Source organism: Collimonas arenae (assembly GCF_001584165.1).
In the GTDB taxonomy this organism is placed as follows: domain Bacteria; phylum Pseudomonadota; class Gammaproteobacteria; order Burkholderiales; family Burkholderiaceae_D; genus Collimonas; species Collimonas arenae.
On record NZ_CP013233.1, the window covers coordinates 2,989,628 to 3,012,186 of the forward strand.

21 protein-coding genes, 1 tRNA gene and 1 pseudogene are annotated in these 22,559 nt (G+C 54.3%); 6 read left to right on the top strand and 17 right to left on the bottom strand.

The annotated features are described in order from the left end of the window. Positions 1–7 precede the first annotated feature (7 nt). Positions 8–763, bottom strand: a complete 756-nt coding sequence (locus tag CAter10_RS13825; protein ID WP_061533863.1) for a DeoR/GlpR family DNA-binding transcription regulator — start codon at positions 761–763, stop codon at positions 8–10. A gap of 96 nt (positions 764–859) precedes the next feature. Here CAter10_RS13825 and CAter10_RS13830 point away from each other — a divergent pair, with 96 nt between their 5' ends. Further along, positions 860–1,477 (top strand): NUDIX domain-containing protein, encoded by a 618-nt coding sequence (locus CAter10_RS13830; RefSeq protein ID WP_061533864.1) that lies wholly within the window; start codon positions 860–862, stop codon positions 1,475–1,477. Positions 1,478–1,549: 72 nt separating this feature from the next. Here the strand turns inward: CAter10_RS13830 and CAter10_RS13835 are convergent, their stop codons facing one another. Continuing rightward, positions 1,550–2,422, bottom strand: a complete 873-nt coding sequence (locus tag CAter10_RS13835) for a pirin family protein (RefSeq protein ID WP_061535358.1) — start codon at positions 2,420–2,422, stop codon at positions 1,550–1,552. 121 nt (positions 2,423–2,543) lie between these two features. On the opposite strand from CAter10_RS13835, the pseudogene CAter10_RS13840 reads away from it, so the two are divergent. After that, a pseudogene (locus tag CAter10_RS13840) lies at positions 2,544–3,460 on the top strand (LysR family transcriptional regulator). Positions 3,461–3,594: 134 nt separating this feature from the next. After that, positions 3,595–4,212: a CDP-diacylglycerol--serine O-phosphatidyltransferase gene (gene pssA, locus CAter10_RS13845; RefSeq protein WP_061533865.1), complete on the top strand. Its 618-nt coding sequence runs from the start codon at positions 3,595–3,597 to the stop codon at positions 4,210–4,212. Positions 4,213–4,327: 115 nt separating this feature from the next. Here the strand turns inward: pssA and CAter10_RS13850 are convergent, their stop codons facing one another. The 4 genes from CAter10_RS13850 to CAter10_RS13865 form a co-directional block, all read right to left on the bottom strand. Continuing rightward, entirely contained in the window at positions 4,328–4,531 is a 204-nt protein-coding gene (locus tag CAter10_RS13850) for a Flp family type IVb pilin (protein WP_061535359.1), read from the bottom strand. Between the two features lie 100 nt (positions 4,532–4,631). Beyond that, positions 4,632–4,961, bottom strand: a complete 330-nt coding sequence (locus tag CAter10_RS13855; RefSeq protein ID WP_061535360.1) for a DHCW motif cupin fold protein — start codon at positions 4,959–4,961, stop codon at positions 4,632–4,634. Positions 4,962–4,993: 32 nt separating this feature from the next. Next, positions 4,994–5,683, bottom strand: coding sequence for an aspartate/glutamate racemase family protein (locus CAter10_RS13860; protein WP_061535361.1), 690 nt, complete (start codon positions 5,681–5,683; stop codon positions 4,994–4,996). Between the two features lie 90 nt (positions 5,684–5,773). Then, positions 5,774–5,953 carry a hypothetical protein gene (locus CAter10_RS13865; protein WP_236905355.1) on the bottom strand — a complete coding sequence of 60 codons (180 nt, stop codon included), beginning with the start codon at positions 5,951–5,953 and terminating at the stop codon, positions 5,774–5,776. 212 nt (positions 5,954–6,165) lie between these two features. Between CAter10_RS13865 and CAter10_RS13870 the strand changes: the two genes are divergently transcribed. Both CAter10_RS13870 and CAter10_RS13875 read left to right on the top strand, forming a co-directional pair. Further along, complete coding sequence (locus tag CAter10_RS13870; RefSeq protein WP_082797919.1) at positions 6,166–7,650, top strand: S41 family peptidase; 1,485 nt, start codon at positions 6,166–6,168, stop codon at positions 7,648–7,650. A 491-nt stretch (positions 7,651–8,141) separates the two neighbouring features. Beyond that, positions 8,142–8,819 (top strand): methyltransferase family protein, encoded by a 678-nt coding sequence (locus CAter10_RS13875; protein WP_061535363.1) that lies wholly within the window; start codon positions 8,142–8,144, stop codon positions 8,817–8,819. 640 nt (positions 8,820–9,459) lie between these two features. Here the strand turns inward: CAter10_RS13875 and CAter10_RS13885 are convergent. Together CAter10_RS13885 and CAter10_RS13890 are read right to left on the bottom strand one after the other, a co-directional pair. Further along, entirely contained in the window at positions 9,460–10,980 is a 1,521-nt protein-coding gene (locus CAter10_RS13885; RefSeq protein WP_061533868.1) for an FAD-dependent monooxygenase, read from the bottom strand. Between the two features lie 310 nt (positions 10,981–11,290). After that, on the bottom strand, positions 11,291–12,112 hold the full coding sequence (locus CAter10_RS13890) for an alpha/beta fold hydrolase (protein WP_061533869.1): 822 nt from the start codon (positions 12,110–12,112) through the stop codon (positions 11,291–11,293). Between the two features lie 508 nt (positions 12,113–12,620). Between CAter10_RS13890 and CAter10_RS22885 the strand changes: the two genes are divergently transcribed. After that, positions 12,621–12,788 carry a hypothetical protein gene (locus CAter10_RS22885; RefSeq protein WP_156477134.1) on the top strand — a complete coding sequence of 56 codons (168 nt, stop codon included), beginning with the start codon at positions 12,621–12,623 and terminating at the stop codon, positions 12,786–12,788. Between the two features lie 50 nt (positions 12,789–12,838). Here CAter10_RS22885 and CAter10_RS13895 read toward each other — a convergent pair. The 9 genes from CAter10_RS13895 to CAter10_RS13935 form a co-directional block, all read right to left on the bottom strand. Then, a tRNA-Val gene (locus CAter10_RS13895) sits at positions 12,839–12,915 on the bottom strand. A gap of 66 nt (positions 12,916–12,981) precedes the next feature. Next, entirely contained in the window at positions 12,982–13,713 is a 732-nt protein-coding gene (gene dnaQ, locus CAter10_RS13900; protein WP_128083083.1) for a DNA polymerase III subunit epsilon, read from the bottom strand. 212 nt (positions 13,714–13,925) lie between these two features. After that, positions 13,926–14,972 carry an acyltransferase family protein gene (locus CAter10_RS13905; RefSeq protein ID WP_061533871.1) on the bottom strand — a complete coding sequence of 349 codons (1,047 nt, stop codon included), beginning with the start codon at positions 14,970–14,972 and terminating at the stop codon, positions 13,926–13,928. Positions 14,973–14,997: 25 nt separating this feature from the next. Further along, positions 14,998–15,948: a DUF535 family protein gene (locus CAter10_RS13910; RefSeq protein ID WP_082797921.1), complete on the bottom strand. Its 951-nt coding sequence runs from the start codon at positions 15,946–15,948 to the stop codon at positions 14,998–15,000. 30 nt (positions 15,949–15,978) lie between these two features. Beyond that, the gene (locus tag CAter10_RS13915) at positions 15,979–17,385 is read right to left on the bottom strand and encodes a phosphomannomutase/phosphoglucomutase (protein WP_061533873.1); all 1,407 of its coding nucleotides are present in this window, start codon (positions 17,383–17,385) and stop codon (positions 15,979–15,981) included. A 127-nt stretch (positions 17,386–17,512) separates the two neighbouring features. Further along, complete coding sequence (locus CAter10_RS13920) at positions 17,513–18,943, bottom strand: mannose-1-phosphate guanylyltransferase/mannose-6-phosphate isomerase (RefSeq protein WP_061533874.1); 1,431 nt, start codon at positions 18,941–18,943, stop codon at positions 17,513–17,515. Continuing rightward, on the bottom strand, positions 18,940–20,094 hold the full coding sequence (locus CAter10_RS13925) for a nucleotidyltransferase family protein (protein WP_061533875.1): 1,155 nt from the start codon (positions 20,092–20,094) through the stop codon (positions 18,940–18,942). The genes CAter10_RS13920 and CAter10_RS13925 overlap by 4 nt, the downstream gene beginning before the upstream one ends. An 88-nt stretch (positions 20,095–20,182) precedes the next feature. Beyond that, the gene (locus tag CAter10_RS13930; RefSeq protein WP_061533876.1) at positions 20,183–20,929 is read right to left on the bottom strand and encodes a WecB/TagA/CpsF family glycosyltransferase; all 747 of its coding nucleotides are present in this window, start codon (positions 20,927–20,929) and stop codon (positions 20,183–20,185) included. A 99-nt stretch (positions 20,930–21,028) separates the two neighbouring features. Beyond that, positions 21,029–22,510 carry a lipopolysaccharide biosynthesis protein gene (locus CAter10_RS13935; protein WP_061533877.1) on the bottom strand — a complete coding sequence of 494 codons (1,482 nt, stop codon included), beginning with the start codon at positions 22,508–22,510 and terminating at the stop codon, positions 21,029–21,031. Positions 22,511–22,559: the final 49 nt, after the last annotated feature.

A 22,559-nucleotide genomic window follows, 5' to 3' on the forward strand; every position in this document is an offset into this window, starting at 1 on the left:
CCAACAGCTAAGCGAGGGTGATCGTTATGCCCATTTTCCGATACGGCGCAATCAAGGTTTCCGCAACGGCGGCGTTGACCACGATCCCGTTCACCTGACTCAGCGGTGCGATCTGGTATGGCGAGGCCGTATTCAGTTTCTCCGGCGACGCCAGCACCACTGTTTGCAGCGCCGCCTCGCTCAACGCACGCTTGACGCATGCCTCTTCAAAATCGCCGGTGCTGATACCCGCTTCCGGATGCAAACTGCACACCCCCATGAAGTACAGGTCGGCACGGACGCGTCCTATCGCCTCAATGGTTGCGGCGCCGACGCCAACGATGGAATGCTTGAACAAGCGGCCACCGATCATGATTACGTCGACATGCGGGTGCTCAACCAACTCAACAGCGATGGAAGGACTGTGCGTAATCACAGTTGCCTTCAGCGTCCGCGGCAAATGCCGCGCCAGTTGCACCGCAGTTGTACCGCCGTCGACGAACACCACCTGCCCTGGCTGGATCATGGCGGCAGCGGCGCGCCCGATGGCTGGCTTGGCGTCGCTGGAAATCTGTTGGCGCTCGGCGAAAGTGCCGATTGCCGGAGAGACCGGCAATGCGCCGCCGTGCACGCGTTGCAATAATCCCTCTTCAGCAAGTTGACGGAGATCGCGCCGGATCGTGTCCTCCGACAGGCCAAGCTGTTCGCTGAGCGACTTGGCGACGATCTGGCCATCTTGCTTCAGGACTTCCAATAGATGTTGCTTGCGTTGCCGAGTTAGCATGGCCTTCCTTTTGCACGTTTTTTCTTGATATTTCACGATATTGCATGATAAATTAAGAAAACACAATCCCGCCTAACCAATCCCAGAAGGGCCGCTATGCACGATGACAGAGTCAGAATTCACAATGTCGAGATATTGTCGGATGACTGGTACCTGCTGAAGAAAACCACGTTCGACTACTTGCGCGCCGACGGCGCCTGGCAAACATTGACGCGTGAAACCTACGATCGCGGCAATGGTGCCACGGTGTTGTTGTATAACCGTGAACGCCGCAGCGTAATCCTGATTCGGCAGTTTCGCTTCCCGACCTACGGCAACGGGCACGACGGATTCTTGATTGAAACCGCCGCTGGATTGCTGGACCAGGCCAGTCCTGAAGAACGCATCAAGGCAGAAGCGGAAGAAGAAACCGGCTATCGCGTAACCGATGTGCGCAAGATATTCGAGGCCTTCATGAGTCCAGGTTCAGTCACGGAAAAACTGTACTTTTTCATTGCCGAGTACGAGCCTAAATTGCGTGCAGGCGACGGCGGTGGATTGGAAGAAGAAGGAGAAGATATCGAAGTGCTGGAACTGCCGTTGGAGCAGGCACTGCAAATGATCGCCGATGGTCGGATTGCTGATGGCAAGACCATCATGCTGCTGCAATACGCTCAACTGTATTTATTTCCTGGAGCCGGCACCAGCACCGATGCGAGCATGTCGGGGAAATAAAAAAATACATGATGCTACCGGCCCCTTGCGGCCAGTAACATCATCTTATCCACTGCGTCGTGGAAGCTGTCGTCACTTCTGATGGATAGCCTGTCCGAAACGCCCGTTATTGAAATCCAGTATGGCCTGGGCAATTTCCTCCTTGCTGTTCATCACGAACGGGCCGTGACCGACGATCGGTTCGTCAATCGGCTCGCCACTAAGCAGAAGTATGACCGCATCGTTGTTGGCTTCAATCGATACCTTGTTGCCGTCTCGATCCAGCAAAACCATTTGCGCATCGCGTGCGATGGTTTCCCCATTGACCAATACCGTGCCATGCAACACCACGACCGCACCAGTCCAGCCTTGCGGCAGCGCCAAATCGGCAATGCCGCCCTGGTTCAGACGCAGGTCCCAAACGTTCATGGCGCTGAAGGTGTGCGCCGGTCCTGCGTGGCCATCGAAATTGCCGGCGATCACGCGCACCGAACCAGCACCTTCCGGCAAGGCGACGGACGGGATATCGCGGTCACGAATCGCCTGATAACCAGGTTCCGCCATCTTGTCCTTGGCCGGCAGATTGACCCACAGTTGCACCATTTCCAATGCACCGCCGGAACGCGTGAACTGCTCGGAGTGAAACTCTTCGTGCAGGATACCTGCGCCTGCCGTCATCCATTGCACGTCACCCGGACCGATCACGCCGCCCTGCCCGGTCGAGTCGCGATGCGCCACCTCGCCTTTATAGACGATCGTCACGGTTTCGAAGCCGCGATGCGGATGCTGGCCGACGCCGCGTGGCCGCTCGGCAGGGCCGAATTCAGCCGGGCCTGCGTAGTCAAGTAACAGAAATGGGCTGAGTTGCTTGCCGTGGCTTTGATAAGAAAACATCGAACGAACCGGAAAGCCATCGCCAACCCAATGTGGGCGGGGTGCGCTATAGACGCCAAGAACTCTTTTCATTTCCTTCTCCTTGCCAAAATTCGAAATATGCTGCAGGAATAAGAATACGACAGGAACAATAAGCTCGGCAGATAGTAAAATTGGCATTCAGCGTTCTATTTTGTGAACGATAGGAGTTGCCATGCAGGATTTGAACGATCTCTACTATTACGTCCAGGTGGTCGATCAAGGCGGCTTCGCGCCCGCGGGACGCGCGCTCGGCATGCCCAAATCCAAACTGAGCCGGCGCATTGCATTGCTGGAAGAGCGGCTCGGAGTACGGCTGTTGCAACGCACTACCAGGCATTTCTCCGTGACCGAGGTTGGACAGACTTATTACGAGCACTGTAAGGCCATGCTGGTGGAAGCCGACGCCGCGCAAGAAGCGATTGAAGTGACCCGTGCAGAACCGCGCGGCATCGTTCGCATCAGTTGTCCGATTGCACTGCTACACGCGAATGTCAGCACAATGCTGGCCGATTTCATGATCGATTATCCGCACGTCAATGTGCAGCTGGAAGCCAGCAACCGGCGTGTCGATCTGGTCGGCGAAGGCTTCGACATCGCCATTCGCGTGCGGCCGCCGCCACTGCCAGACAGCGACCTGGTCATGCGTGTGCTGGCCGAGCGCGGCCAATGCCTGGTCGCCAGCCCGCGCTTTTTTCCGGGCGCGACCAGCCGCAGATGCCGGCCGATCTGGCGGATTGGCCGAGCCTGGCGCTGGGCGCTTCACAACAAAGCCATGCCTGGAATCTGTACGGGCCGAATGGCGCTCAAGTCATGCTGCCACACACTCCGCGCTTCATCACAGGCGACATGATCGGCTTGCGTGATGCCGCCGTGGCCGGTGTCGGCGTCGTGCAGTTGCCGACCATGATGATCCAGGATCAACTCGCCCAAGGCCAGTTGATACGCTTGCTACCGGACTGGCGACCGCGGCCAGAGATTATTCACGCCGTATTTCCATCGCGGCGCGGCCTGTTACCGTCGGTCCGTACCTTGATCGACTATTTCGCGCAGCGCTTCAAGGTATTGAACGAAGACTGCCCGCCAGCTTAGCGTGCGAGAACGCCAGCGCAAAACTGCGCTCCATCGACACCTTGTTTGCCGCTGCGCTTACGTGATGTGATAAATTCGGCCACTGTATTTCGCTTTTTTCACCTTATTTATTCAAAAATCCGCGGATTGATTCAATGACCAAACCCAAGCCTTTTTCAATGATTCGCGAGTTCCATCTCGCCGATTGGTTCACACTCAGCAACGCCTTTTGCGGCGTCGGCTCCTTGTTTTCCGTGATGACCTATCTGCAAACACGCGAAGTGCTGCATATTTTCCTGGCATGCGGCCTGATTCCGATAGCACTGATATTTGACGTGCTCGACGGCCGCATTGCACGCTGGCGCGCACAAAGTTCGGCCATGGGACGCGAACTGGATTCGCTGGCCGACGTCATTTCCTTCGGCGTGGCGCCCGCCATCATCGCTTACGGCTGCGGCATGCAAGGCCTGGTGGATCGGATCATTCTGGTGTTTTTTGTCGCCTGCGGTGTGTCGCGCCTGGCGCGCTATAACGTCACGTCCGAGAAATTGTCGGATGGCGGCGACAAGGTAAAATATTTTGAAGGTACGCCAATCCCGACATCGCTGGCGCTGGTGATGGTACTGGCCGCCGCCGCATGGCATGACGCATTGGGCCAGCAACTATGGTTTGGCGTGGTGTATGTCGCGGGCTTTCAATTTCACCCATTGGTCTTGATGTTTGCCGCGTCGGGAGCCTTGATGGTGAGTCGCATCCGCATCCCAAAACTGTAACGTTCAAGGAAAGGGGATCACGCATGAGATGGTTACGGACGCAATCCAAAGATTAGGCGTAAAGCGCGTTGAGTTGACCGTTGAAAGAAAGGTGCAACGCGCGCTCCCCCCGCTCTCATGAACCAACCGCTGTGCCGACGCCCGTCAATTTCGTCCCAAGCGCGTGATATATCCCCTTCAAGCCGCTGGCATTATCGGAACCAGTAAGGAATCCGACTGCGACAAACAGCGCCACCACGATCAGCCCTCCGATGATGCCGTATTCGATTGCAGTAATGCCATCTTCGTCCCGCAGAAATTGCATCAACTTGGCGTTCATTGTGATCTCCCCAAAAAAGAAATCGTCGAATTGAAGCAGTAGCCGTACCAGCATAGCCCCACTGAAAAATTAGCTCAAGACAATTTTTTCAGGCGCACAACTAGTCCACCACAAACAACTTTGCTCCGGTCGCCGTAAACGATCGATGCGGCTCGGCCCCGTCGGCAACCTGATAGCTCATGCCAGGTTTGAGCACGAACTTGCGGCCATCCTCCAGCTCCGTGTGCAGCTCGCCCTCCGTGCAAAACAGGATATGCCCTTTGCTGCACCAGTGATCCGCAAGATAACCGGGGGTGTACTCGACAACTCTTACCCGAATGGCGCCGAAATGCCGGGTCTGCCAGTAGGCAATGCCATTCTCCCCTTTGTGCTCGGTGCGTTCAACCGTTGCCCAATCCGTCGTGCCAAACGGTATATCCGCCATCTGCATAGTCTGTCCTCTGTTGATTATGATTGGATGGATCAAACTCCGGCTCGCTGCAAGGCAGCCCGGGCCAGCAAACGTGTGGAATCGAGCGTCTTCAGCGGCGAATTCGCTTCGTTGATGATCAACGGTATCTCGGTACAACCCAGCACCACGGCATCGCAGCCTGCATCCTTCAGTCGGCCGATTACCTGCTGGAAGTAAGCTACCGCTTCGGGCTTGAATTCACCGTAGACCAGCTCGTCCATGATGATGCGGTTGATCCCGTCCCGATCGGCGACCTCGGGCCGCACATACTCCAAACCGAGCGCTGCCAGTTTCTCCGGATACGTCTCGCTGTCGACCAGATAACGCGTCCCGGTCAAACCAAGACGCTTGTATCCTCGCTGTGCCGCATGCGCCGCGACAACTTCGGCAATGTGTAGCCAAGGCAACGGGGAGCGCGACGCAATGTAAGGCAGCGCCTGGTGAATGGTGTTATCCGGACAAATCAGAAAATCGGCGCCGATTTTCGCGAGCTTTTCAGCAGATGCGAGCATTAGCTCGCTCACACCCTGCCAATCGTCACGGTAGATGCAATCCATGTAATCGGAAAGCGATGGCGTATGCATCGAAATTTCAGGATGCGCATGGGCGCCGAAACGTTGCGCGCCTTCGGCGCAGATGGTCCGATAGCACAATGCTGCGCCTTCGGCTGAACAAGCAACAATACCTATATGTAGAGGCATGATTTGAATATTGAAATAAATCTCATACTGATTGATATCAAACAGGCTGAACCAGCAGCAAACCAATCTTGCGATTCTTGAACAATGTCCCTAGATGGGATTCTGATCAATCCAGTCGCCCGAAAAATCCAGAATGTAGCCAAGCGCCTCATCTTCGGAATCGAACTCGATGGTCGGCACGCCACGCGCGTAACGAATTTCACCAGTTCTATCTTTACCGGCATGAATCGTAAAACATGCGGCGTACTTGCCGTTGGCCTGTTTTTCCAACCGCGGAATCACCGCTTGCCCTTATACGGATAACTCTTTTCCTCACCCACAGCACATCTCCTTCACGAGAGGAACAATCCTACCACCATGTGCGAAACCTGCACTGACTGTATCTTGTACGACTCTTGCACGTCCCTCATCCGACGCAAAAACTGTTGTTCGGCAAACCCGGAGACTGATAGAGTGACACGTCAATCAGCAAGGGATACGCTATGTTCGATATTTGGTCCACGCCGGCAAAACTGCTGGCGCCGCTCGCACTCGCTGCGTCCGGGTTCTGCCCATCCGTCCACGCGACCGACAGTTCGCCATGCCCTCCTGACTGGGAGCCACAAATCTGCGAACTCAAATCAGTGGTGGACGTGCTCAAGAAAGATCACATCACCGAAATTGATGTACCCGCCTTTCTCGACGAAACCATACGTCTTGGCGTCAAGACGCTACCTTACGCCACTTTTCGCAACGCGAAAGAGCAGCAGGAGCGCGCCAAGGAAGACGAGCGCACGCGCAACGGCACCCCGGGGATCGGCATCATCTTTGAGAACCGGCCAGACGGCTTGCAAATCATTGACGTAGTGCCAGACGCGCCGGCGGCGCAAGCCGGAGTGCGCAGCGGCGACCTGGTGATCGCCATGGATGGCAACAACTTGGTCGGCGTAGACAATACAGAGGTTGCCAAGTACGCCAAAGGTGAAACCGGTGCGCCACTCAAGATCACGCTACTGCGCGGCAAACCGCAGCAACGGCTGGAGCTCACACTGGTGCGCGCCATCATCAAGCCGCGTCCGGCAACTGCCAGGCGGCTAGATGGCGACGTGCTGTACACCCGGCTCGCCAGCTTTCCCGAACCGGCCATCGGCGACTATATCGATGCAGTACAGGCAGAGCGCAAAAAGGGAGCATCCATCAAGGCGGTCATTCTCGATTTGCGTGTCAACGGCGGCGGAGCGCTGAACGCCGCGATCGGCATCACGGCGCTCTTCACAGGCCGCGACAAGACGGCCATGGTAACGCTGCAACGCGATGACAAGATGCAGCATCGCATCACCACCAATTGGCCCGACTACGAACTACCGGTAATGCGCGGCCAGGATCCTCTCGCTCCACTGCAGGCGGACGACTGGTGGCGCAGGGTGCCGCTCGTCGTGCTGGTCGACGGTCAAAGCGCCTCGGCTGCCGAAGCCACCGCCGCCGCACTGAAAGACCTGGGCCGCGCCAAACTGCTTGGCACGCCTACTTATGGCAAGGGCATGGCGCAAACCGGCATCGCTACGCGCGACGACACCTACCTGGTCTGGAGCAATGCACGTAACCTGCGTCCGAACGGCTGTCCGATGGAGGGTTACGGCGTAGTGCCTGACTGGATCGTGCCGCCGCGTAAAAACGCCGACATGGATGGCATTCTGCTCGGTTACCGCGAGGTGGATATTCCGCGCCCTGCCTATGCCAGCAAGATGTCGCCCGATCCCTTTGCCGATCTACGGAAAGAGCGCCAACGCCTGCGCGACCAGCGCACCCAAGCCAAACTGGATACGGCCAGGAGCGCGCCGCTACCGCAGAAAGAATTTGGCAGTGACAAGGATTGGCAGTTGAAGCAGGCGCTCAACGCACTGGCGGGAAAACCTGTGCAGCAAATGACCGTGAGTCCAAAGCTCATGCCGACGCAACCTATGTGCGTAAAACTCGACCAATCGTAAAAACATCGATGATCGATCGATGTGCGCGAAAAATTCCGTATCGACAAGCAGGTCACGTACGTATGAATGCAATAATTCCTACAAAACAAATACCAATGACCTGTGAATTTTCCTGCTGTTTAGCAGGCTTCAAACCGTGACCTGCTCGGCGCTTGTTACCATTAGCCTAGCGCTCGCTCTAAGCACTTCAGTATGCGATGCGCAGGCCACAGATACTGTCGCCCCGGCTCCCTGTGACGCCGTTGACCTTTCAATAGCTTGCCTCGTGTTTGATCTCGACGCCTCAGTGAGGCGTCCATGACAATACTGCCCTGACAACCAGGTAGCGGGAAACACCTTCCCAGCACTAGTTAAATCCGTATGTAGTAAGCTGGTAGAGCACAGCGCTGCCAATCCGCGGCTGAACGCGACTCCAGTTCAAATCGCTGGAATTGCGCCAACAATCGGCGGTCAAGGCTGGCGCAAACGTCCACACTGACATGGATTGCGGGATGAACAGCCTGAACATTCGAGCACTTCGATCAAGTCTTCTTGGCACTGTCGCCTTGGCGGCCCTTCTTTTCATTCCGGCCGGAACCGTCGACTACTGGCAAGGATGGTTGTTCACGCTCGTCTTTATCGGCTCCTCCGCCTCCATCACCGCCTACCTCGCCATCAAAGATCCCAAACTGCTCGAACGCCGCATGAACGCCGGACCGCGAGCAGAAAAGGAGCCGACTCAAAAGGTCGTTATTTTTATCGCGATAGCGGGCTTCATTGCCATGCTGGTTTTTCCTGCATTGGATCACCGCTTCGGCTGGTCTCCAGTACCAACCTATATATCCCTGGCAGGAGATGCACTCATCATCGTCAGCTTTCTCGCATTCTTTGTCGTGCTCAAGACCAATACCTACGCCGCCTCCACGATTCAAATCGCCGAAGATCAACAGGTCATCTCGACCGGACCGTATGCGCTGGTAAGACATCCTATGTATGCCGGAGCGTTCCCACTCCTCGCAGGTATTCCGCTGGCGCTTGGCGCATGGTGGGGTTTATTCATGCTCGTGCCGGTCATGCCCGTGCTTGTATGGCGGCTTGTGGATGAAGAAAGGTTCTTGCGGAAGAACTTGCCCGGCTATGCGGAGTATTGCCAAAAGGTGCACTACCGCCTGCTGCCTTTCATTTGGTAGGTCTTTTACAATCAGAAGGCGTAGCATGGGAGTTCCGACAGGACAAAAAGAGGCAGACATGAAATCGTCACTTTGGAACGTGATAGCAATCGCCTTATTGCTTGCTGCGACTGCAAGTTCTTACGTTCAATATCAACATGGGGAGCTGCGCAACGATGCCCCATCTGCTCACTGGAGCAGGCCAGATTGACCAGATGCTTGCCTCGGCAATCAACACATTTTCCGATGTGACGCCCTCAAATTCGATGCCTGCCAAATGGTTTCCATCGCGCTCGATATCCGGCAAATCCTGCGACGGATCAAAAATGACACAGCGCCCCACCGTCGCAAACGAAGAACCACACTCCCAACCCGCAAATTCCTTGCTATCCGCACAACCAAGCAACGATAATGCAGGGCAATATTGTCGATGTAGGGGACTTCTCTCCACTTGAACATCATTTGATCATGCGGAGACTCATCATTCTCGGAGCTAACCAGCCCAGGTTCTAACTGCCGAACACGTCATAGCTTATTCACGATAGGCGTACGTACAATATCCGTGCCAAGTACCCAGAGCCACTAAAAAATATACAAGATTGGACCGAACGCACACACCCGCTTTCACCGGTCTCAGGGGATGTACCGCTCGTCACGCGTTCTAAGCTTTGATGAAGTATCGCGACGCGGCCTGTGCAAGCTCCTCCTGGTCAGGCGCGACCTCACAGGCCCAAGCAACGATACCGTCTGGACGCACCAGCACTGCGCTCAAGCCGAGCTTGTCCCTGGCATCACTGGCGACATACGACACCCCGCCACTCCAGCCGCTTGCCAGCGCTTGAAGTGGTCCGGCGGGATCAAAGCCCAGCAAAAGGCCTTTGCCATTTCTGAGGCGTTCGCCGAGCCTGGTCCCGTCGGCCAGTTCAAAGTCGGGAGCACTGCGACCGACCAGCGGATGACAGCCGCCCAGATCGTAGCGCAGGGACAGGCCCCAGACACGCTCGGCGAAGTATGTCGCACCGTCGCGTGTCTCGATGAGATCACGCATGATGGCTTCGAGTGCGCGTGAACTCCGGCTCGGCCGCATGACCGCAACCTGGGCGCGAGACCAATCGAGTATCTGCGATCCCAGTGGATACCGTTCGGTGCAGTAACTGTCGAGCAAACCCTCAGGTGCATCGCCGCGGATAGTCGCCGCCAGCTTCCATCCTAGATTCATCGCATCACCCAACCCGAGATTGAGCCCCTGGCCGCCAAGCGGGGAATGGATGTGCGCAGCATCGCCGGCGAGTAGCACGCGTCCGTTGCGATAAGTCGTCGCCTGAAAGGCACGATCCGTCCAGGTAGTGGCAAGCTTGAGAGTGGTCACGGTCACATCGGCGCCGGAAATATGCCGTAATACCGACTGCACATGCTCCAGCGTAATCGGCCTTGTGCGGTGAAAAGCGCCGCCGTCAAAATCGACCATCGCGACAGTGCCAGGCTGTTGGTAGGTATACATGCCGGTAGGCGTGTAGTGCCGGCCTGGAACGAGTTTATCCGGATCGGCCATTTCGACTTCAACGGAATAACCGGTGAATTCGGGTTCAGTGCCGACAAACTCAACGCCACCAGCCTTGCGCACGATGCTGCGGCCGCCATCGCATCCGACCAGCCAGCGCCCATGAAAAGTTTCGCCACCAGCGCGTATGGTCACGCCACTATCCGACTGGTCTAAGCCTTCTACGCTATAGCCGCGCATGATCTCAACCCCCATCGCGTGTGCGCGAACAGCCAGGACGGATTCGATGTGCTCCATGGTGGTCGCCATGCTGGCGCCGGCCGGACTTTGCAGGCGATATGGCCACTTCGCAGTGTCGATATTGTCTTCATAGAACTGGATGCCGGCAAAATGGCCACCCGGACGGCGCGGCTGTTGCATCCAATGTGCAGTCGAAGCACCACCATGGCCCAATGCATTTTTCATGCGTTGCGGTGCCGTGAGATCGTCCAGCAACCCGCGCCGGTATAAGGCTTCAACGGTGGGAACAGAAAGGCCGCGCATCCCGAACGGGACCTGCTTCAAGGGTGAATGTGGATCTTCGGCTTGCTCCAGCACCAACACCGAGATATCTGCGAGGCGTAACTCACAGGCGAGAAACAAACCAACCGGGCCGGCACCGGCAATGACAACATCATGCATAAACTACTCCTATGTGGTCGTTCGACCGGAGCGGTTCGTCGATTTTGAGAACCACACGGACGAACGATGGATGCTTGGACAGCATCCGACGTTCGTCGTGGGACTCATGCACGAGGCAGGGACAGAGCTTCCATTTCTGGAAGGACTTGGGCTTACCAAACCAAGTCTGCCTTTTCCGACATACGTAATATAGCGTCAGGGCGATCAACCTGCAACTACAGATGTGATCGTCTCCTGAAGTCTGCAATTGGTTGAATTGATCCGATCATAATCGACTCAAATTCCCTCTCGGCGATCGACGCCCAATCTATCACCGAGCGCCAGAACAACGATTAATGAACTCCACGATTAGTTTCGTAACTTCTGCCGGCTGTGCCAGGCTGGGCAAATGCGCGGCGCCGCTCAACGCATGGTACGACGCGTTCAACATGGCATCCACGGCATGACGGCATCGTTCTTGAATGTGAGGAAAATCACGGTCACCGCAAATCACCAGCGACGGTGCCGATATCTCTCCCAAACGATCGAAAGCGGCCCCGGAATCAAGATTCACCCCGACCGTCGGGGAGCGAAGCGCAATGGCATGCATGTCCAAGAACAGCTGGCGAACCGCTCCGGTCACGCGTCCCTCCGGTTCTAGCGGGCCATCCAACAAAAGACGCGCTTTCATCGCGCTCACTAGATCCAGATCGCCGACCACTTCAGCTTTCTTTAGTTGATCCATCAAATCATTGATTTCAGGCGGATAGACTGCCTCGGGTGCACCGGATATATTGGGCGCAATGACAATCAGGGCACGGACACGAGACGGATATTGAAGGGCGAAGTCGAGCGCGATTTGCCCACCCAGCGAGCATCCGACAAGAACCGCAGGCCCGCCATCCGCCATCGCATCAATCACAGCCTTCAAGTCTGCGACAGCAGAAAAATGCTCCTCCTCGTATCGCGTCTCACCAAAACCTCGCCGATCATAGGCGATAGCTTTATGGTCAGTGGCGACACCATCCATTTGCCCACGCCACATACGGCTATCGCAAACGTTGGCATGCAAAAAGACGACAGGTTCGCCAATGCCGATGACTTCTATCGCAAGAGTAGCGCGGCCAGATACGATTCGATGATTGGCGCTCATGGTTCATCCTCACTAGCGTTAGTCGCAAGGCAATTCTAATGTTGATATTATGCAATAATTAATAAAGTTTGCATGGCATGCACCAAGCCCCCCTCCTCACAGGTGATCCACTGCAGGCGAGTCCTCCCTAAACAATATCCGGATGAATTATCAATCAGAGAGAACAATGAAAAAACTATTCGTCGCAGCACTCGCACTGTCGCTTGCCTTTCCTGCCCTCGCCCGCAGCAACAGTCACGCAACTAGTCACGGAGCAGACTCGCCGCTTACGTCGGTTGGCCCCAGTGGCACAGGGACCAATTCGAAAATCACTCACGTCAGGGGATATACAAAACGGGATGGGACGCACGTGAAGGCTTATGATCGGACAAGCAAAGATGGCACTACGGCCGACAACTGGTCAACTAAGGGAAATGTGAATCCTGAGACTGGCAAACCTGGTTCGAAATAGCCAGCACCTGGACGCATGAGAAATGAGTAAAAGCGGCCAGCGCTGCTTGAGTGACGAATGGAAAACGCCGCCATCACCTTGGCGATGCAGCAAGTTGAGAGACGCAATCGCAAAGAAACTATTGAAGTGGACTCTGATTCCGCGAACGCGGGAGGAAGAAAGCAAAAATGGAAGCCATACTGCGCTTCCATTCATGATTTGCTGCTAACGATTTTCATAAAATAAATTCGGGCTCAACCCCAATTTATCCCAGCATTCCACAAACCTGAGAATACTGGTAGGCACGATTGGACTCGAACCAACGACCCCTACCATGTCAAGGTAGTGCTCTAACCAGCTGAGCTACGCGCCTAAAGAAGCGAAATTATAAGGGCATTTTCTAATTATGGCTAGTGTCTTGTCGAAATTTTTTACAAGATTAGTTTTGCGCCGGATTTTCAGTCGCCTCTACAGGGACTTGGCGCCATATGCAGGTGCCCTTTGCGTCCTTGTCCAAGCCGTTCAATACGAGTTCATGCTCGGCAAGTTCTTCGGCGCTGGCTGCGCGAACCGTGATTTCGGCCAGCGGTAGCAATTCCAGGGTGACGCCCTCGCTGTCGGCGTCATTATGACTGCCGCCATGGTCGATGCTGAAGCTGTTCTGGCCGCGGGTCATGGCGAGATACACTTCGGCCAGCAATTCCGAGTCAAGTAGCGCGCCGTGCAGGGTCCGGTGCGCGTTGGAGATGCCATAGCGATCGCACAGGGCGTCAAGGGAGTTGCGCTTGCCGGGGTACATTTCCTTGGCTTGGACCAGGGTGTCGATAACGCCGCTGATGTCGCTGCTAAACGGTCCATGTCCCAACAGCTTGTATTCGGCGTCGAGGAAGCCCAAATCGAATGGTGCGTTGTGGATGATGACTTGGGCGCCGCGGATGTATTCGCGCAGCTCTTCGAATATTTCGGCGAACTTCGGCTTGTCGCTGAGGAATGCGGTGGTCAGGCCGTGGACTGCCAGCGCGCCCTCTTCCGAATCGCGCTCAGGATTGATGTAGCGATGAAAGTTATTGCCGGTCAAGCGTCGATTTATCAACTCGACACAACCGATCTCGATGACGCGGTCGCCAGTGCGCGGGTTCAGACCGGTGGTTTCGGTATCCAGAACTACCATCCGATCCCCTGTATTTTGCAACCTCATTCGCCTTACTCCCTATGTGTTTTCACTCCAAATTGTAGCAAATAAGGTAGTCGCCCAATCCAAAAAACCATGGGAGGCCGCAAACACTTGATTCATGCTACCGAACTGCAGGACGATGCGAAAAGCGAGCTCCGCTCTTTATGCACCAAAATTTATTACCCAAAGACAACAAACCAGTGCCACCCTCAAGAGCGATTTCCGGCTATTGAAAAGGGCAAACGGCGCAAAAAATACACGAGCGGGACACACAGCAGAATCGCGAAAGCGCTGCTACCCAAGCTCCATGCGAGGCCATAGATGTAGTCGTTGGAAATCAAATGCAACGAGATCATGACGCCACGTATCAGGCTCAAGAAAATGAAATGCACTGGAAAAATTGTCAGTGTATTTTGCGAAATCCAAGAGGCTATTCTAGACACTGGAAACAGTGCGGATACAGCAAATGTAGCGATAATTCCCAGTAATGCGGTCAGCAAATACAGCGAAGGCAATCGACCGAAATGCATGTTAGCGAGATCGACCTTGTTGTTGATTCCCACCGCACAAAAAAACAACGCCGTCGCAATCAACAAAATAACGAACAGATAGCTTGGCTTTATATTGTTGAAAAAATTCTTTTCACGAACGTATTGTCCGATCGCATAGAACGATAGCGCGATCCACATGCTATCCAGACCCAGGGGAAGTCTGTATGGCGAATATTTCCAGAACAGTGTAATGGCAAAGGCGAGCGCTACAAATATGCAGGTCGCCGCCGTCAATGTGAGGAATTTTCGTGCAGCGTGATAGCTTATCGCCGTCATGATCAGACAAGGAAAAAACCAGAGTGGCGGATCGACAAAGAGATCAGATTCCAGCCCCGTAAACAGGCCGACAATGGGGATATACCATGCCTGACCGGCAGACAACAAAGCCTTCACGCCAATGTTGCGCGTAGCGAGCCAGTACAAAAAAGCAAGCAGGAAAAACAGAAGATAAGGGATGGTCAAGGTTCGCAATACCTTTTTTGTATTGCGGAACATGCTCACGTCCAGCTTGCTTGATTTGATCAGGAATCCGGAAATGAAAAAAAATAACGGAACGTGAAAGCTGAATATCAGCGTCACAAGATAATCCGGCAACCCTCTGCTATGACCGAGAACAACCAGGACCATGCCGATGGCCTTGGCGTTATCGATAAAACCGTAGTGATCGAAAGAATCCTGATTGCTTGGTGAACGATAGATCGACAAAAATTTGACCTTTATTTAGGGCGTGTTACCACTCATGTTTTTGCTGCTGAACAGTAAGCCGGTTCTCCAACAAGATACTGCTCAATGGAAGATGCCACCTTGTCCCTGATTTCATTTTTAAAAGCACGTTTTTTTGCGTCCTTTTGCGATGACGTGCATGAATTAAATCGAGCGCGCTTTCTGCGTAAGGCAGTGGAATTCTGTAAAAATTCTTTTGCGGGACAAGATCGCCGTATTTTCCAAAGAACTCGTCATACGAAAAGTAAAATTTTTCGCTCTGACAAATCTGACTTTTGGTGGCAATCCCCACTATCGTAGTGAAACCGAGGGCCTGCCCAACGCCATTCAATGCGGCCATCAGCAACTGAGCCGGTTGAATGTCATGGCAAAGTTTTGTTGCCTGCTGAATACCCTGAAAACCATGTATTCCCTGGACACTGGATACGCACATCACATGTGCGTCGGGAAGCTCAAACAAACTCCCATCGGCTATGACAAAAATCACGCGATAGATACTCACCAGATCGCTCTTGAAGATCAGGCATAGATCTCCCTCATGGTCGACTGTGTGCGGAAAATCCATCACTATTTCAAATGATATACCTTCGATATATTGTCCCCAAAGCACGACGGGGGTAGTTGAAATGTTTTCCAAGAAATCAATTTTGAAATTCTTCTGAAGATATGAATAGTGCGAAATCAGTATCAACAAGCCGGTTCTTGCAGAAATATTAAAGGAAATGTAGTTTCTCAAATACTTGTAGGTCAACTCCGGCTTACTGATAATCAATTGTTTGGTTTGCGGGTGACTAAGGATGCGGATGAACTTCAGATGCTGCCGGATATTCAATATAAGCAGCATCCCTCTATGCCATGTCTTCAGTTTCAGCATCGACCCTCGCATCACAATATTGCGTGTAATTCTTGATGTGTTTGCGAAGAAAAATTTTAATGGCAGTTTTGAGATAGAGTTCATGTGGGTCTCCGCTTCGAAATTTTTATTGATCTAAAGAAGTACTTGAAAAGGTAAGAGCGCTTCCGGCTTCGCCGCCAGAATCACTCGCTTGAACTCCGACTGTATGCGCGCCAAGGCGGCGTCCGATTCGGCCTCGAAACGCATTACCACCACCGGTGTAGTATTGGACGAGCGCGCCAGCCCAAATCCATCCACATATTCGACGCGCAGGCCGTCGATCTTGATGATTTTCTCGGCTCCTGGAAATTCTGCATCTTCCTGCAGTTTCTCTATTAGTGAGAAATTTTCGCCTTCAACCAACTGCAGTTGCAGCTCGGGTGTGCTGATGGACTGGGGTAATGCGTTCAACGCTGCTGACGGATCATTTTCGCGGCTCAGCAGTTCCAGCAAACGGACGCCCGCATACAAGCCGTCGTCAAAGCCGTACCAGCGATCCTTGAAAAACACGTGGCCACTCATCTCGCCGCCAAGTGGAGCTCCCGTCTCGCGCATCTTGGCTTTCACCAGCGAATGCCCGGTCTTCCACATCAATGGCGTACCGCCGTGTCTTGCGATCCACGGCGCCAAATGGCGCGTGCATTTGACGTCGTACAGAATGCTCTGACCAGGATGACGCGTCAGCACGTCGGCGGCAAACAGCATTAGCTGGCGATCCGGATAGATGATCTGACCGTCTTTCGTGACGACACCGAGACGATCGCCATCGCCGTCGAAAGCCAAACCGAGTTCTGCGTCGCCGCTTTGCAAGGCACGAATCACATCCTGCAAATTCTCAGGATGGGCTGGATCGGGATGATGGTTGGGGAAAGTGCCGTCCACCTCACAGAACAACTCTTGCACCTCACACCCGAGTGCGCGATACAACTCGCCGGCAAAGGCGCCCGCGACCCCATTGCCACAGTCCACCACTATCTTCATGGGGCGCGCCAATTTGACATCGCTGAGGATGCGTTGCAGATAAGCTTCCTTGATATCATGCGTGCGGTAATCTCCAATCCTGCCAACCTGCGGCGGCACCGCACTGCCGACGGCGCGGACGATCTCCCTATACAGCGCCTGTATCGTTTCGCCATATATCGCCTCACCGGCCAACACCATCTTGAAGCCGTTGTAGTCAGGCGGGTTATGGCTACCAGTTATCATTACGCCGGATTGGGCGCCAAGGACGTGGGTGGCGAAATACACCATCGGGGTGACGACCATTCCTAAATCAATCACATCCACGCCGGCTTCCTGTAACCCGATTGCCAGTGCAGCGGTCAATTCGCGGCCGGACAAACGGCCGTCCCGACCGATAACAACCGTCTTTTCGCCCAAGGCGCGGGCAGCACCGCCAAAAGCCAGACCGATATGATGCGCAATACCTGCATCTAACGTTTTTCCGACAACACCGCGGATGTCGTAAGCTTTAAATATCGATTTTTCGAGTGGGAGCATAGCCTCAATCTCACTGTGATAAAAATTGGTTTGTAGCGCTGCGGGACGCCACAGCAAGAATCGCTCAGCTGTTGATCCATCCAGCCGACGGATTGAATATATTCAGCACGTGTATGCGATTGCGTTTTCAGCTGCGTTTATATATATCGTCGAAGCGAACGATGTCATCCTCTCCCAGATAGCCTCCGGATTGCACTTCGATAAGATGCAAGGGCATCTTTCCGGGGTTTTCCAGGCGGTGCCTGACACCGATCGGGATGTAGGTGGATTCATTCTCGGTAAGCAGCTTTTCCTCCTCACCGCAAACAATCCGCGCCGTTCCCGTGACGACCACCCAATGCTCGGCGCGGTGATGATGCATTTGAAGGGACAGTTTCCCGCCGGGATTGACGGTAATGCGCTTGACCTGGAAGCGCTCGCCGGCGTCGATACCTTCGTAATGCCCCCAAGGCCGATAGACGCGCGTGTGATTCATGTGCTCGGTGCGGCTATTTTTCTTGAGGTCATCGACGATTTTCTTGACACTCTGAACCTGATCCTTGTGCACCACCAGTACCGCATCCTTGGTTTCCACCACTACCAGGTCCTGGACACCGATCACCGCGACAAAGCGATTCTCCGCACGAATCATCGAGTTCTGCACATCGTCCATATACACGTCACCGCGCAGCACATTACCTTCGGAATCACCCTCTTTTTCTGCCAGTATTTCCCACAGCGCAGACCATGAACCGACATCGCTCCAGCCAATTTCAGCCGGAACCACTACGGCGTGACGCGTATTCTCCATCACGGCGTAATCAATCGATTCCGCTGGACAAACGGCAAAAGAAGCTTCATCCAAACGACAAAAATCGAGATCGTGGTAAGCACCATCGAAAGCCTTTTTGCAGCTCTCTGCGATGGCTGGCCGAAATTCCCGCAGCTCGTCGAGATAGCGGTCTGCTTTGAACAAAAACATGCCGCTGTTCCAGCTATAGGCCTTATCGGCGACAAACACCTCGGCTGTAGCGCGGTCTGGCTTTTCGACAAACTTTTCGACGGCATAACAACCTTCGCCCCCTTGCGACGCAGCTTTACCTCGACGAATATAGCCATAGCCAGTTTCAGGGCCGGACGGCACGATGCCGAATGTCACCAACGCACCGCTTTCGGCGGCAGATATCGCGCGCTGGACCGCCATATGGAAAGCCTCGACATCGCCAATCACGTGATCGGCAGGCAGCACCAGCATCGCCGCATCTTTATCCTTTTGCAGCAGATAATGCGCCGCCACCGCGACTGATGGCGCGGTATTTTTGCTTTGTGGCTCCAGCAAAATATCGAGCGGCACAATGCCGATTGCGCGCATTTGTTCAGCCACCAGAAACCGGTGCTCATCGCCGCAGGTCAGCAGCGGCGGCATCAATTCCGGCCACTCAGACAGGCGCAACAATGCTTCCTGCAACATAGAGCGATCCGAACATAACGGCAGCAATTGCTTCGGCAATGCCTCGCGAGACAAAGGCCACAAGCGCGTTCCGGAGCCTCCGGCAAGGATGACGGGATAGATGTTCATAGATCACTCAACGATAAAGAGGCTTTATCTTCCGCGTATTTTTCCGGCAACCTGTCACGTGCGTCGCCCCAATTATCAGTGCCTGCGTCCGGCAACTTGCGCATATTGCCGGCACGGTCAACGCTGTATTCCTTGACCACAATGACCTCGTCCAGATGCGCGTTATCAAGTATGCGGGTGTATTCAAACAACACACTCCGCACTACCTCCGCTCCGGAACACAGATGGCTGCCATGGCCGATCCAGGTCGGGCCGATGATCTTGCAACCGGCCTCGATCTTGCATCCTGAACCGATATAGACCGGCCCTTCGATGGTCGTCCCATCCCAGTCTATGCTGGTGTTGAGACCGACCCATAGACCGTCGGCAATTTGCGTTCCCGGAACTTCCAGCTGCGCCACTTCGCCCTGCAATACGCTTTGCAGCACACTCCAGAAATCGGTCACTGTGCCGATATCGATCCAGTTGAAAAAGCGCTGCTGCGCATAAAACGGCATACCTTTTTGCGCCATCAGCGGGAACAGCTCGGAGCCGATGTCAAACGTTGTGTTCGCAGGGATCAGATCGATGACTTCCGGTTCGAAGATATATATGCCGGTGCTGGCGAAATTGGATAAGGCATCGTCCTTGCGTGGTTTTTCCTGGAACGACTGTACCCGGCCCTCCTGATCTACCACCACCACACCATAGTTGTGCACTTTGTCCCAAGGCACTTCCTTGGTAATGACACTGGCCAATGCACCCTTCTGCTTGTGCTCGAACAACGCGGAGGTCAGATCGAGATCAATCAAGGCATCGCCGCAAATCACGATGGTGGTTTCGTCAAAGAAATTTGCAAACTCCTGAATCTTCTTGATGCCGCCAGCCGAGCCCAAAGGTTCAGGCACCACTTCGCCGCTGCTGTTGACATAGCCTTCGAAGGAATAGCCGATCTGTACCCCGAACTGATTTCCGTCGCCGAAATATTCTTCTATCTTTTGGTGCAAGTAACTGACGTTCACCATGATGTCACGTACACCGTAACTTGCGAGGTACTCGACCAGGTAAGCCATGACAGGTTTGCCCAGGATCGGAATCATCGGTTTGGGGAGATCGTAGGTCAACGGTTGAACTCGCGTGCCTTTACCGGCAGCTAAAATCATTGCTTTCATGTTTCCTACCTCATCAAATGGAATAAGTTAATAAGATTCGACGGCGTCGGCTTCTATCGATCTGCCGGCAAGCGCCTGACCAGTCATTTCAAGCCTGTCGTTTTCCTTCGCGATATTTGCGGCACAAAATCAGGAATCTCATGATGTCGACGGTATAACGGCGCAGCAATCGACGTGGCTCAAGACACAGTCGATACAGCCATTCGAGTCGGGTACGTTGCACCAGACGCGGTGCGCGCGGCTTATCGCCGCTCCAGAAATCGAACAGAGCGCCAACACCGATAACCACATTGGCAGTCAGGGCCTGACGATTGGCGAGAATCCATTCTTCCTGAATCGGATTGCCAAGCGCCACCAAGACAATTTCCGCCCGCGATTTGTTGATCGAGTCCACCAGCATTGCGTGATTGCTTGCCATGCCGTCGTAACCGTCGCAGCTGCCAACTACCTCCTGATTCAACATATTGTTGACGTGCTCAACCGATCTTTTGAGTATCTCCGGCTTACCGCCCAGCATGAACACGCGCAAGGGTTTTCTCGCAGCGGAAAATAAGTGCGGTACAAAATCAGTGCCATTCAAATTCTCCGAGAACGCTTCTCGGAGAAACAGATATGCCGCGATATCCATGCCGACACCGTCGTTGACAATCGTCACGGAGCCCCTCTTGATCTTGTCAAGCAGATAGCGGCATTGAACAATGAAATTCGTGTTGGCGAACAGTAGTGTCGCCTTTTTATTGGCACGCACTGTGCGCAACAAATATCTGCTCAATGCCGGTGACGTCGTGTTAACGACGGGGAACCCGGCGATCGGAATGATCTTTTCGACACTCATCGACAACTCCTTCCTAACTGCAATATCCGAAACAAACAAATGCAAAATCCTCGTCGTCGCATTTCCCTTGCCTGATCATCGCTCGACAGATGCACGCATCTACCGCGCGCAAAACCAACGCAGCCGAATCACCGACAGAGATAATTCATGCCAGGAACCGTTGACCGCCCTGATATGCCATCCGGTGGCAATCACCATCAACGGATACAGCAAACAGGCGACAAGAACCCCTCCTCCAACCACGATCACATTGGTAAAATGCTGCTGCATCAGCAATAGATAAGCGCCCAATCCAAGAAGTAGAATGAGGCTTCCCACCAAAGGCGGCGCCAGCGCGTACCAGGTCATGCGCAAATCCAAGCCGAGCTCTCGGCTCAACAGCGATTGCGACACCGGAAATACCATGAGATAGGCAGCGCAGAAGGACAGACTCATGCCCAGCAGACCGAAACGGTAAAAGATGGCCGCCAGGCCGGTCGCGAGCGTCAATTGGGCGATGCCAAGCAACACTGGGACGCGGTTTTTTCCCAGTGCGAAGAACAAGTAGTCATTCAGTTGCACAATCGACGAGATCAGATATAGCAACGCCAAGGCACCAATGATCGGCGCCGCCGGCAGCCATTTTTGGCCGAAAACCGTGACCACCAGAGGTGTCGCCAGTACGGCCTGGAAACACAGCAAGGGCGCTACGCAAAACAGCGTAATACCGAGAATCTTCAAATAGCCACGACGCAGTGCCGCCAGATCCATCCCCGCATCGGAAAACACCGGCAGTGCGACCCTGTGCATCGAACTGGAGATGACCAGATATACGGACGAGGTCACCCGCTTTGCCAGGTTGTACAGACCGGTGGCATACGGTCCCAGGAAAATCCCCACCAAAAGCGAATCGCCATTGGTGTTGGCGAATCCCAGCACGCCGGTCAGCCCCACCTGCCGAATATCATGCCAATATTTGCGCGTCAGCGCGACATCAAACACCATGCTCGGCAACCAGCGGCTCTGCAGCACCACCAGCACCAGCGCCAAACCGGACGCTGTCACCTGTTGCACCACCAGCGACATCGCCCCCCAACCGCTGGCGGCGAGTGCGATTCCGATAGCGCCGCCGATCGTTACTGAAAAAATCGAACGGATTGCAAGCTGACGGAACATCATGTTGCGCACAAGCCGCGCCTCATAAGCACGTACCAGGCCGAAGAACAGGATCGAAAGGCTCATCCCCTGCAACACCGTTTTCAGTTCCGGCGCTCGAAACATGGAAGACACCACGCCGGCCGAAAAAAACATCGCGCCGGCAAGCAACAGGCCAACCGTAGCGCAACACGTAAACACCCATGAATAAAGCCTGTCGTTCGGGATGGCAGTACGCACGATAGGCATGGCAATCGCGTCGAAGACCACCAATCGGGTAAACAAGATGAACAAATGCGCAATAGTCAGCAAGCCAAAAGCATCCGGCGCCAGAAAGCGCGCAAGAACCGCAAAAACGGCAAATGACAGCACCTGCTGCGCGAGGTTATCCACGATCGACCAGATCGATCCCGATGCCAAGCCGCCGCTGATCCTCTTCTGATTCATGCTGCCCTTGATCTGGTAGAAAATTCAAACATGATTACGCGCTCCGTCG

What these genes read in the sequence shown, in the direction of transcription:
- CAter10_RS13870 (WP_082797919.1), top strand. Translation starts at nt 6,166, where the DNA reads ATGTTCGATATTTGGTCCACGCCGGCAAAACTGCTGGCGCCGCTCGCA.
- CAter10_RS13890 (WP_061533869.1), bottom strand. Translation starts at nt 12,112, where the DNA reads ATGAGCGCCAATCATCGAATCGTATCTGGCCGCGCTACTCTTGCGATA.
- CAter10_RS13915 (WP_061533873.1), bottom strand. Translation starts at nt 17,385, where the DNA reads ATGCTCCCACTCGAAAAATCGATATTTAAAGCTTACGACATCCGCGGT.
- CAter10_RS13885 (WP_061533868.1), bottom strand. Translation starts at nt 10,980, where the DNA reads ATGCATGATGTTGTCATTGCCGGTGCCGGCCCGGTTGGTTTGTTTCTC.
- CAter10_RS13855 (WP_061535360.1), bottom strand. Translation starts at nt 4,961, where the DNA reads ATGCAGATGGCGGATATACCGTTTGGCACGACGGATTGGGCAACGGTT.
- CAter10_RS13910 (WP_082797921.1), bottom strand. Translation starts at nt 15,948, where the DNA reads ATGAACTCTATCTCAAAACTGCCATTAAAATTTTTCTTCGCAAACACA.
- CAter10_RS13825 (WP_061533863.1), bottom strand. Translation starts at nt 763, where the DNA reads ATGCTAACTCGGCAACGCAAGCAACATCTATTGGAAGTCCTGAAGCAA.
- pssA (WP_061533865.1), top strand. Translation starts at nt 3,595, where the DNA reads ATGACCAAACCCAAGCCTTTTTCAATGATTCGCGAGTTCCATCTCGCC.
- CAter10_RS13875 (WP_061535363.1), top strand. Translation starts at nt 8,142, where the DNA reads ATGAACAGCCTGAACATTCGAGCACTTCGATCAAGTCTTCTTGGCACT.
- CAter10_RS13835 (WP_061535358.1), bottom strand. Translation starts at nt 2,422, where the DNA reads ATGAAAAGAGTTCTTGGCGTCTATAGCGCACCCCGCCCACATTGGGTT.
- CAter10_RS13920 (WP_061533874.1), bottom strand. Translation starts at nt 18,943, where the DNA reads ATGAACATCTATCCCGTCATCCTTGCCGGAGGCTCCGGAACGCGCTTG.
- CAter10_RS13850 (WP_061535359.1), bottom strand. Translation starts at nt 4,531, where the DNA reads ATGAACGCCAAGTTGATGCAATTTCTGCGGGACGAAGATGGCATTACT.
- CAter10_RS22885 (WP_156477134.1), top strand. Translation starts at nt 12,621, where the DNA reads ATGGAAAACGCCGCCATCACCTTGGCGATGCAGCAAGTTGAGAGACGC.
- CAter10_RS13935 (WP_061533877.1), bottom strand. Translation starts at nt 22,510, where the DNA reads ATGAATCAGAAGAGGATCAGCGGCGGCTTGGCATCGGGATCGATCTGG.
- CAter10_RS13925 (WP_061533875.1), bottom strand. Translation starts at nt 20,094, where the DNA reads ATGAAAGCAATGATTTTAGCTGCCGGTAAAGGCACGCGAGTTCAACCG.
- CAter10_RS13930 (WP_061533876.1), bottom strand. Translation starts at nt 20,929, where the DNA reads ATGAGTGTCGAAAAGATCATTCCGATCGCCGGGTTCCCCGTCGTTAAC.
- CAter10_RS13830 (WP_061533864.1), top strand. Translation starts at nt 860, where the DNA reads ATGCACGATGACAGAGTCAGAATTCACAATGTCGAGATATTGTCGGAT.
- CAter10_RS13860 (WP_061535361.1), bottom strand. Translation starts at nt 5,683, where the DNA reads ATGCCTCTACATATAGGTATTGTTGCTTGTTCAGCCGAAGGCGCAGCA.
- dnaQ (WP_128083083.1), bottom strand. Translation starts at nt 13,713, where the DNA reads ATGGTAGTTCTGGATACCGAAACCACCGGTCTGAACCCGCGCACTGGC.